The sequence below is a fragment of the Haladaptatus sp. W1 genome (genome assembly GCF_001723155.1).
In the GTDB taxonomy this organism is placed as follows: domain Archaea; phylum Halobacteriota; class Halobacteria; order Halobacteriales; family Haladaptataceae; genus Haladaptatus; species Haladaptatus paucihalophilus.
The window spans coordinates 1-8,501 of the sequence record NZ_MEIH01000152.1; the positions used below are offsets into that span (position 1 = coordinate 1).

The window sequence follows — 8,501 nt, forward strand, 5'->3', positions numbered from 1 at the left end:
TTTCGCAACGCGGCGCGTGCGGCCGCCTGCTGCTCGGGCGAAATCGTCTCGTAGTCCACGAGGGCGCCCGCAGCGTCCGTGCTGCCGTCCAAACTGTCGGTGTCGATGCCCGCGACGACGATTCCGGGACGGTCGATTTCCCGCGTCGCGGCGAGGGCGAACTCCTGATTCGGCCCACCGACCCCATCGCCGTCCACGGTAACCGTCGTTTCGCCTCCGGAAAGGAGAACCGCGGGCGGGTCGAGCGGATTACCGGTCGCGAGACATTCAACGCCGATTGCGGCGTGCGTGCGGCCGACGTCCGACGCTTCGCCGCCGATGCGGGACGACAGGACGAGTGGCGTATAGCCGTGTTCGCCTGCTTGGTTCGCCGCCGCGTCGAGTGCGGTCCAGTTGTCAGCGATGACGTGGTTCGTCACGCGCTCGAAGGCGTCGGCTTCGTCAGGTTCGGCGGGCGTGTCCGTCACGACGATGCCGTGGGTCAGATGCTCGCCGAGGACGGATTCGAGGCTTGCCGCCATCTCTCCGGCGGCGTTCCCCCCGCCGAGGACGACGACGCGCGAGAAGTCATCGAGGTCGAACGTCTCGCCTGCGACGGTGAGCATCGACCCGTCACGGGAGAGGGTTCGGCGGACGACTTCCCCCGGCTGTGCGGCGTCGATACCCGCGTGCAGGCAATCGAACGCGACGGTTCTCGGCGACGGTGGCTTGGTGTGGTTGTGAGTCATTGGTTTCCACTTCGGGTTTTCTTACGTTTCGTTCGCGTCCCGTGTTAACAGTGCAGTTAGATACTCGGCGTGGCACCACGCGAGCGGCATGGCGAACCGAACCACGTCGCGGTCCTTCGTCTGTGCTTCGAGGTCGCGATAGGCCTCCTGCATGTGACCCAGTTCTTCGGCGACGAAGTCGAAGGACACGTCGCGCAGGACATCCTCGTCGAACTCCTTCTCGAAGTCGAGTCCCGTATCCCACTCGTTCTCCATGAACGCCTCGAACCGCCGTCGAGTCGTGAGGTGTTCGGGAATGTGGCCCTCTTCGTTCGCGTGGCGTACGATCGTTTCGAGGACATCGTTTCCGCGGTCGGTTTCGCCGTTCACGAACCGGTACTGTGCGTGCCACGCGGTGTACTGCAACCACGGTCCGTTGCCGCCGTGTTGGTGGACGTCGAAATCGCGGTAGAATCCCATGAATCGCTGGATACCGCCGATTTCCGGGTCTTCGAGCGCCGTTGCGCTCCTGTTCGCCGCCTCGTGAAGCGACTCTCCGAAGAGGTCGCCGAGGCCGAAGTAGAAGGGAGCGAACAGCGTCACGTCGGGTCGAGTGTCGAGTTCGCCGGACGGAGCGTACCGCCGTGGGACCTGTGCCGGACTCGTGAACGCGCGTTTCACGCCGCCTTCGAGGTGCGACCGGAACGTGGAAACGTGCTGTTCGACGTCCTCGGACTCCTCGGGGAGGAGCGAGAGCGCCCGTTCGATGTCGCGGAGGGCGGACACGAACACGCAGTTGACCCACAGGGTGTAACCGGATTCGATGCGGCCCTCGTGGATGCTCGTCGTGCTCTCGACGAGATGGGCGTTCGAGTCAAACAGGTCGTCGTGAATGTGTGAGACGGCACGGTCCGCCGCCTCGATGACGTCCTCTCGAAACGATGCGTCGGTCGTTTCGAGCGCGTCTGTCGCATCGAGGGCGAACACGGCATTGGCGAGGATTTGGAGGCCGTGTCCGACGTTGTCCTCCTGCTTGTAGATACCGCGGTCGGTGCCGTCGAGGGCGTATCGCTGTCGCCACCGCCCGTCCTCTTCCTGTGCGACAAGGAAGAATCGGGCGACGTCGAAGATGTGTTTCCGACACTGGTCGGGACGAACGCCCGTTTCGACCGCGTGAAGCCACGCCTTCGTGATGCAGGCGATGTCCCGCGGATAGGCGTAGGGATAACGGTCGTCCGGGTCGCTCGCGAGCGGGACCGACCCATCGCAGTCGGCCGGATAGACGAGGTCTTCGAGGACGTCGAGGTGGAACGTCGGGTTGTCGAGGGCGGTCGTCGGCGAGTCGTGAATCGTGTTGTTTATTATGTTATCTGACATTTATTGGAAAGCGTGGTCAGTTGGAGATCGAGGGTCGATGTTTCCGCTCGTCAGAAAGCCCCGCGTTTTGCGTGCGATGCCGGTGTCCGAGTCGAAGAGGAACACGTCCCGCGGGGACACCGTCACGCCGAGCTTCTCGCCCGGGTCCGGATAGGTGTCGGACGGGACACGCGCCATCACGTCCTGATTGGCAACCGAGAGGTGGATGAAATTATCGTTCCCTTGGTACTCCGAAACCGTGACAGTCGCGGTGAACGTCCCTTCGGCGGGGTTGTCGAACAATTGAACGTCCTCTGGCCGGAGTCCCAGCGTTATGGTGTCTCCGTCCGCGAGAGAAACCGCATTCGACGGAACCGTCGCGAGCGTCGTACCGTCGTGGTGGAACGCCAGTTCGCTTCCATCCTCATGGACCGTCGTCTCGAAGGTGTTCATCGAGGGACTGCCGAGGAACGTGGCAACGAACTCGTTTTCCGGGTGGTCGTAGGCCACTTCCGGCGGCGCGACCTGCTGGAGTTCGCCGTCGTTCATCACAGCGATTCGGTCGGCCATCGTCATCGCCTCCGTCTGGTCGTGGGTGACGTAGACCGCCGTGACGCCGAGGTCGGTCTGCAACTGTTGGAGTTCCGTCCGCATGCGGGCACGGAGTTTCGCGTCCAAATTCGACAGTGGTTCGTCCAGCAGGAACACGTCCGGATCGCGGACGATGGCCCGCCCAAGCGCGACGCGCTGTTTCTGCCCGCCGCTCATCTCTTCGGGTTTGTCGTCCAGCAGTTCGGTGATGTCGAGAAGTTCGGCGATTTCGTCCACCTTGCGGTTTCGCTCCGCCTTGCTCAGATCGGTCGAGTGTTTTAGCCCGTAGGCCATATTCTCTCGCGCGTTCATCTTGGTGTAGAGCGCATAGCTCTGGAACACCATCGCGATGGAACGTTCGCTTGGCGCGAGGTGTTGGACCTCGCGGTCGCCAATGGTGATCGTCCCGTCGGTTACGGTTTCGAGTCCGGCGAGCATCCGGAGCGTGGTGGATTTCCCACAGCCGGATGGCCCGACGAGGACTAGAAACTCGCCGTCGTCGATGTCGATGTCGAGCGAATCGACCGCCACTTCGCGGCCCTGTGCGTCGTCGTAAATCTTCGTGAGGTCGTTCAGTTCAAGCGTCGCCATCCGTCTCACCTCCGTGGTCGTATTCCGCAGTTCGGTTCATCGAATCGCCTCCCCCATCGCGTCGAACGCATGGAGTTCCGTCTGGTCGAACGCTACGTCGACGCTCGTACCGGGCGAAACGCCCTCGGGAAGCGCCCGAACGCGGGCGATGAACGTGTTGTCACCTCGCGCGAGTTCGAGTTCGTAGGCGTTGCCGAGCGGTTCGATAACCTGCACGGAACAGGTCACGGCGTTCGTCAGATTCTCCGAGTCCGGTTGGGAGACGTTCGCCACGTCCTCGCCGAGCGTTTCGAGCAGATGCACGTCCTCGGGTCGGACTCCGAGCGTTTCTGTGTCGGCGGGAAGCGCCGCATCGAGCGAGACGGCGTCGCCGTTCGGCAGGAGCGTGACGCCGTCGTCGACGAACACGTCGAAGAAGTTCATCGGCGGGTTGCCGATGAAACCGGCGACGAACTCGTTTGTCGGTGTCTTGTAGATCTCCTCGGGGGTTCCAACCTGCTGGAGTTCGCCGTCGTCCATCACGGCGATGCGGTCGGCGACGCTCATCGCCTCCTCCTGGTCGTGGTGACGTAACCGTGGTCGTTCCCAGTTCCTGCTGGAGTTCCCGAATTCGAAGCGCGTCCGAACCCGGAGTTGTGCGTCCAGATTCGACAGCGGTTCGTCCATCAGGAACGCCTTCGGTTCACGGATGATGGTGCGGCCCACCGCGACGCGCTGTCGCTGGCCGCCCGACAGTTGGCCGGGTTTCTTCTCGAGGAGGTCCTCGATTTCGAGCAGTTCAGCCGTGTGCTCGACTTTCGCGTCGCGTTCCTCGTCCGAGACGTCCATCTTCCCGAGCGGGAATTCGAGGTTGCCGCGGACGGTTTTGTGCGGATAGAGCGCGTAGCTCTGGAACACCATCGAGAGGCCGCGCTCCTGCGGGAGGGTCCTGGTCACCTCCTCGTCACCGATGTCGATGCGGCCGTCCGTCGGGGTTTCGAGACCGGCAATCATCCGGAGCGTGGTCGATTTCCCACACCCGGACGGGCCGAGCAGGACGAGAAACTCGCCCGGTTCGATGTCGAGCGAGAGGTCCTCGACCGCGAACACGTCGCCGTACGACTTTTCGATGTTCGAGAGCGAGATTCCGGCCTGCTTGGTCTCGACCGCCGAACGGTCCGTTTCGGCGGCGGTCGGCGATTCGTCGTCGATTTCGGTCGTTTCGGAGGACACGAATTATCCCTCCACCGAGCCGAAGGTGAGGCCCTCGACCATGTATTTTTCCAGATACACGAACATGATGACGATGGGAATGCTCGTCAGCAGCGATGCGGCCATTATCTGTCCCCACACCTGGTGGAACCCGGACGAGAGCGCGTCCAGACCGATGGGGAGTGTGAACGTCGATTGGCTTCGGAGGAAGATGCTGGCGAAGAGGTACTCGTTCCACGCGATCATGTACGTGTAGATGAACACGGCCACGATGGCGGGTGCCGAAAGCGGGAGCGTGATGCGGAAGATGACTTCCAGCCGCGAGTAGCCGTCCATCATCGCCGCCTCCTCGATCTCCGGCGGGACGCTCCGGAAGTAGTTCCCGAGCATGTACAGCGACACCGGCAGCGTCTGGACAAGGTAGGTGATGACCAGACTGCCGAGGTTGTCCACGAGTCCCAGCCAGACGATGATTTTGAACAGCGGCACGACCAGCAGGATGCCCGAGAACATGTACACGAGCAGGACGCCGCGCGAGAACAGCCCCCGTCCCGGATAGTCGAGGCGGGCGAAACTGTACGCGCCGAACGTGGCGACGACGACGGACATCCCCGCGGTTATCACCGAGATGATGAGGCTGTTTTTGAAGTAGGTGACGAACGGGAACGTCTCCGGACTGAAGACGCTCTGATAGTGTTTCAGCGTCAGGTCCTGTGGCACGAACGACGGCGGGAGCGAGTAGATGGCGCTCTCCGGCATGAAGCTCGTGACGACCATCCAGTAGAACGGGAGGAGCGAGACGAACAGCGTGAGCACTATCGCCCCGTAGAACACGACCCGTTCCCACAGGCTGGTTTCGATGCGACTTCGCCCGAAGGCGTTACCGAAGCCCTCGGACACCGTAGCGAGTATTGTCTGTATCATGTGTTACCACTCCAGAATCCAGCTGACGTACATGAGCACGAACAGCATGAGCGCGACGAACAACACCATCGCGATGGACGCCGCCTGTCCGTGGTTGTAGTTCGCGAACGCGGTCTGGTAGGCGTACAGCGACAGCGTGTTGACCTTCTTCGTCAGCAGCCAGATGTCGGCGAACTTGTTGAAGTTCCAAATCCAACGCAGCAGGAAGACGGTGGCGAGGACGTACTTCAACTCGGCCAGGGTGATGTCCTTGAACCGGGCGATGCGTCCCGCGCCGTCGATTTTCGCCGCCTCGTACATGTCGCTCGGAATCGCTTGCAGTCGGGCGATGATCATCAGGAACGCGAACGGGAAGTAGCGCCACGCGTCGAAGGCGATGACCGTCCAGAGCGCGGTCTTGCCGTTGTTGAGCAGGTCGATGTTCCCCGAGTAGATGCCGAGGACGTTGCTGAGGAAGTACGGAACCATCCCGTACAGCGGGTCGAGAAGCCACTGCCAGACGTAGGCCACCGCGATGAGCGGGGCGACGTACGGCAACAGCATGAGGCCGCGGACGAGGCGACGGCCGCGGAACTTCCGGTTGAACAGGATGGCGACGCCGAGTCCACCGGCGGTGGCGAGCACGTCGCTAAAGAGCGTGAAGATGACCGTCGTTTTGAGCGCCGCCCAAAACTCACCGCTCGAAAGGAGGGTTCGGTAGTGTTCGAGACCGACCCACGTGGGTGACGCGTCGGGTGACAGGGGGACGTTGGTAAAGCTCAGGTACACGTTGTACAGGACGGGATACACGATGACCGCGGCGACCAGCAGGAGCGCCGGTGCGATGAGCAGGTAACCGAGGATGGCCTCCTTCTGCTCGACGGTGTAATCGCCGTCCAGCGACAGCTTCGTACGATTTGCTAAACTCATGAGTGAAATGGGGTCATGGTCGGTTTCGAGCGACCGATTATTCCGAGATGGCGTCGCGCATCTTCTTCGCCTGTTCTTTCGCGACCGTATCGGCGCTCTCGCCGTCGGTGACGCGCGAGATGGCGTCCGCGATGAGGAACTTGTTCGTGATGTTGCCGAGTTCCGGGAACGCCTTGCCGTCGACGTAGCCGAATCGTTCGATGTTCTCGAAGGCGGCCGACACGTCCTCGACGGTCGAACCCCACGCCTTCAGCGTCTCGTTGTCCTTGAACTCGTCACTGCTCGCGGTTTTCTTGAGGACGGGGTTCATTCCACCGGGGGCCATGTGGAGCCACTCGACGTACTTCTCGTTCATCATGTATTCGGTCAGTTTCTTTCCGGATTCGAGTTGGCCGTCCGAGGCCGACTCGAAGAGGTTGAGACCGACGATTTGGCCGAACGAACTCTTTCGTTCGTGTTCGACGTACGGGGCGAATCCGGTGTCCTTCACCATCTTCTCGCCTTTATCAACGATGTCGCCCATGATGAACGTCGAATACTGGATGATGTGACACTGCTCGTTGAGGTACGTGTTGTTCGCCGTCTTCCACGTGTCTTTGCCCGGCGGCGTGTACTTCGAGAGTTTGCCGTAGAAATCGAGCGCCTCTATCATCTCCTTGCTGTCGAAGACGATGTTGCCCTCCTTGTCGAACACGCGTGCGCCGTTTGAGCGGGCGAAGGGCGTGAAACACTGGCGGGCGAACGCCGTCTTCTTCGTGCCAACGACGATACCGTACTGATTGTCGTCCGGTTTGTGGAGCGCTTTCGCCGCCTTCAGCATGGTGTCCCACGACGTCGGCTGTTTCAGGTCGTTGTCCTCCAAGACGCTCTTTCGGAACCACATTCCCTCGACCCAGCCGTACATCGGAATCGAATAGTGGCCGCCGTCGGGCGCTTTCGTGAGGTCGAGCGCGCCTTTGTAGAACTTGTCCTTGCCGATGGAATCGATAACGTCGTCGGCAGCTTTCGTCGAGAGGAGACCACCGCTACCGAGTTTTTGCATCGGCGAGAGGCCGAATTCCGCGACGGTCGGAAGCGTGTCGGAGGCGCGCGCCGACGAAATACGGGTCGGCAGGTCGTCCTCCTTGACCGCGTTCATCGTGACCGCCGCTTCGTGGTCCGATTCGAAGGATTTGAGCACATCCTTGATGACCTTCTGTCGGTCGTTTTCCACGTTACTCGTCCAGAAGGTGACGTCCTTCGAACCACCGTCGCCACCACTGCCGCCGAGACTGCCGAGACAACCCGCAAGAGCAGTTACGCCAGCCGCTCCGCCGAGTGATTTCAGCACCGTACGCCGCGTTTTTTCCCCGTGTTTGTGGTCGCCTGTCATAGGAGCTCTGTCCTACTCAACCATGAAGAATAAGACATATATAAATCTTGCTCATGAGTTTGATACAGGAGTGAATATGAGAACACGCATGGTCGGTACGACGCACGATTCCGAGAGACGGTTACAACATTCAACACGATAGGATGGGAAGGGACACACAGATGGACACCGACGAACTTCGCAACGGACTCCGAGAGGCGGGGCTCTCGACCTACCAAATCGACGCGTACGTCGCCCTGTTGAACCTCGGGAGCGCGTCGGCGACGTCGCTCGCGGAACAGGCGGACGTTCCGCGGTCGCGGATTTACGACGTGCTCCGGGACTTGGAGGAAGAGGGCTACGTGGAGACGTACAAACAGGACGCGCTTCGGGCGCGCGCCAGAGAGCCGACGGAGGTACTACAGAAACTCCAGTCGCGGGCGGAGACCCTCTCGAACACGGCGACCGAGATTCAAAATCGGTGGCAACAGGCGGGGGTGGGTGGGCACCGCATCAGCGTCCTCAAACGGGTCGAGACGGTCATCGAACGGGCCGAGGAGGCGATACGAAACGCGACCAGCCAAGTACAGCTATCCGTGACGCCCGAACAGTACGAGGAACTCGCCCCGGCCCTCGAAGCCTGCTACGAAAACGGCGTCTTCGTCTCCGTGTCGTTCAACACGAGTCACAAACTGCCGAGCAAACTCCCGTCGGAAGAGGAGTTGTCCGGCGTCGTCACGGAGGCACGCCACCGCCACCTCCCCGCGCCGTTTCTCGCTCTCGTCGACCGGAAGATAACCTGCTTTGCGCCGCACATGGAGCCGGTTGAGCCACGTCGAAACCGTGCGGCGAGACGCTCCGTCGAGGCCGACGACGTGCTG

The 8,501-nt window shown here is 61.5% G+C and carries 7 protein-coding genes and 1 pseudogene; 1 reads left to right on the plus strand and 7 read right to left on the minus strand.

The window, feature by feature from the left end:
• The 7 genes and pseudogenes from BG842_RS08330 to BG842_RS08360 all read right to left on the minus strand — a co-directional run.
• Positions 1–728: MOFRL family protein (locus BG842_RS08330; RefSeq protein ID WP_139136063.1), on the minus strand; the 728-nt coding region annotated here is incomplete at its 3' end.
• Between the two features lie 21 nt (positions 729–749).
• The gene (locus BG842_RS08335) at positions 750–2,084 is read right to left on the minus strand and encodes a glucoamylase (protein WP_069450414.1); all 1,335 of its coding nucleotides are present in this window, start codon (positions 2,082–2,084) and stop codon (positions 750–752) included.
• Positions 2,085–3,245 carry an ABC transporter ATP-binding protein gene (locus BG842_RS08340; protein ID WP_069450415.1) on the minus strand — a complete coding sequence of 387 codons (1,161 nt, stop codon included), beginning with the start codon at positions 3,243–3,245 and terminating at the stop codon, positions 2,085–2,087.
• A 36-nt stretch (positions 3,246–3,281) separates the two neighbouring features.
• Positions 3,282–4,436 (minus strand): annotated as a pseudogene (locus tag BG842_RS08345) (ABC transporter ATP-binding protein).
• Between the two features lie 24 nt (positions 4,437–4,460).
• Entirely contained in the window at positions 4,461–5,360 is a 900-nt protein-coding gene (locus tag BG842_RS08350; RefSeq protein WP_069450416.1) for a carbohydrate ABC transporter permease, read from the minus strand.
• Between the two features lie 3 nt (positions 5,361–5,363).
• The gene (locus BG842_RS08355; protein ID WP_007981080.1) at positions 5,364–6,269 is read right to left on the minus strand and encodes a carbohydrate ABC transporter permease; all 906 of its coding nucleotides are present in this window, start codon (positions 6,267–6,269) and stop codon (positions 5,364–5,366) included.
• Between the two features lie 37 nt (positions 6,270–6,306).
• The gene (locus tag BG842_RS08360) at positions 6,307–7,641 is read right to left on the minus strand and encodes an ABC transporter substrate-binding protein (RefSeq protein ID WP_069450417.1); all 1,335 of its coding nucleotides are present in this window, start codon (positions 7,639–7,641) and stop codon (positions 6,307–6,309) included.
• 161 nt (positions 7,642–7,802) lie between these two features.
• Between BG842_RS08360 and BG842_RS08365 the strand changes: the two genes are divergently transcribed.
• Positions 7,803–8,501 (plus strand): TrmB family transcriptional regulator (locus BG842_RS08365; RefSeq protein WP_303645360.1); only part of this gene is annotated, 699 nt, incomplete at its 3' end.